The sequence below is a fragment of the Pseudoalteromonas sp. MER144-MNA-CIBAN-0113 genome, assembly GCF_040308965.1.
GTDB lineage: Bacteria > Pseudomonadota > Gammaproteobacteria > Enterobacterales > Alteromonadaceae > Pseudoalteromonas > Pseudoalteromonas tetraodonis.
Genome location: NZ_JBEOOG010000436.1, coordinates 1 through 258, shown reverse-complemented (window position 1 = coordinate 258; position 258 = coordinate 1). Strand labels below are relative to the sequence as shown.

Genomic DNA, 258 nt, shown 5'->3' with positions numbered 1-258 from the left:
ATGCTACAACGTGCGGGTGACCCATATCAATTTAATATCTTGGATTTACATCGTACTTTGTCGTTGGATTTAGGTGTTTCGGGTGCGCCTGAAACATTTTTAGTCGATAAAAACGGCACTATTTTGTTGCATCACACGGGCGATATAAACCCGCGAGTATGGCGAGCCAAATTTGCGCCAATTATGCAGGAGCTTAAATAATGAAATGGTTACTACTTACGCTTAGCCTTTTTGTAAGCATCAGTGCGTTTGCAGAGC

General features: G+C 42.2%; 1 protein-coding gene. It reads left to right on the top strand.

The window, feature by feature from the left end; translation table 11 throughout:
- The coding region (locus tag AAEY57_RS20390) for a thioredoxin domain-containing protein (protein WP_502935510.1) at positions 1–201 on the top strand (201 nt) is incomplete at its 5' end.
- Between the last annotated feature and the right edge of the window lie 57 nt (positions 202–258).